Below are 1095 nucleotides of genomic sequence, written 5' to 3'. Positions count from 1 at the left end.
TCATTGGCAATCTCTAAAGGTGGTTTGATAGGCTCTTGAGCACTTAGACTTTGCGTGGATAATAATCCACCCAATAACAGACTTAAATAAACCTTTCTTATTTTCATTGTGTGTTTTTTAATCAATTAGAAATAACGGGATGAACTAGAAACTTTCTTAGACAAGAAAATGTCATACAACACCATGAACTCATGGGATCCTTTTGCTACTTTATTGATGTCTGACGTCACGTAATCATAAGCATAACCTACGCGCAACTGAGGCGTAACTCGGTAGTTGATCATCCCGCCAACGGCATCATCTAAGCGGTAACTAATACCCGCCTCGATTTTATCCATATACATCACATTCATATTCACGTCGAACGATACAGGGGAATTAAGTGCGTATTTGATCATAGTTGAAGGTTTCAATTTCCAGTCTTGATCTAAATCAAATACATAACCTCCATTTAAGAACATATGGATCTCGCGTTGACCGAAGTCTTTTCCATCGTAATTCAGGTAATACTCTTTGATCAAGTTGGGAACTCCTAAACCAATGTAGTATTTATCAGTATAGTAGTAAGCTCCGATACCTGCGTTAAAAAGCGTTGATTTACTATCTGCGCCGAAGGCTGGGTCATTGGGATCAATCGTATAACCATCACCAACCTCAGAAAACAAGTTCGCACTGTGAAACGTAGCACCTGCTTTAATACCCAAGGCCAACTTGTGTACGCCACCTAACTCCAAGGTATAAGAGAAATCTCCATAGAGGTTGTTCTCAGTAACAGGGCCAATGCGGTCATTGATAAAAGACAATCCAACCCCAACTTTCTTACCAACTCGGCTGTTGATAAAGAATGTGCCCGTTTCTGGAGCTCCTTTAAATCCAGCCCATTGTTTGCGGTATAAGGCTCCCATAGAAACAGCATCCTTAGAACCAGCATAAGCAGGGTTAACAACACTCATATTGTACATGTATTGGGTGTACTGTGGGTTTTGTTGGGCCTTTGTCTCTAGGCAACTAAGCAGACTCAGTAAACCTAGTGTTAAATATATTTTTCTCATATACGATTTAATTTTTTACAAAGAATTGAACCAACTGTGTGAA

At 39.6% G+C, this 1095-nt stretch carries 1 protein-coding gene; it reads right to left on the bottom strand.

The annotated features are described in order from the left end of the window. Positions 1-125: 125 nt before the first annotated feature. Positions 126-1052 (bottom strand): PorP/SprF family type IX secretion system membrane protein, encoded by a 927-nt coding sequence (locus HX062_RS16115; RefSeq protein ID WP_182625980.1) that lies wholly within the window; start codon positions 1050-1052, stop codon positions 126-128. Positions 1053-1095: the final 43 nt, after the last annotated feature.

The sequence above is a fragment of the Myroides sp. DF42-4-2 genome, from assembly GCF_030326445.1.
GTDB lineage: Bacteria > Bacteroidota > Bacteroidia > Flavobacteriales > Flavobacteriaceae > Flavobacterium.
This window is presented reverse-complemented; position numbering and strand designations above follow the sequence as displayed.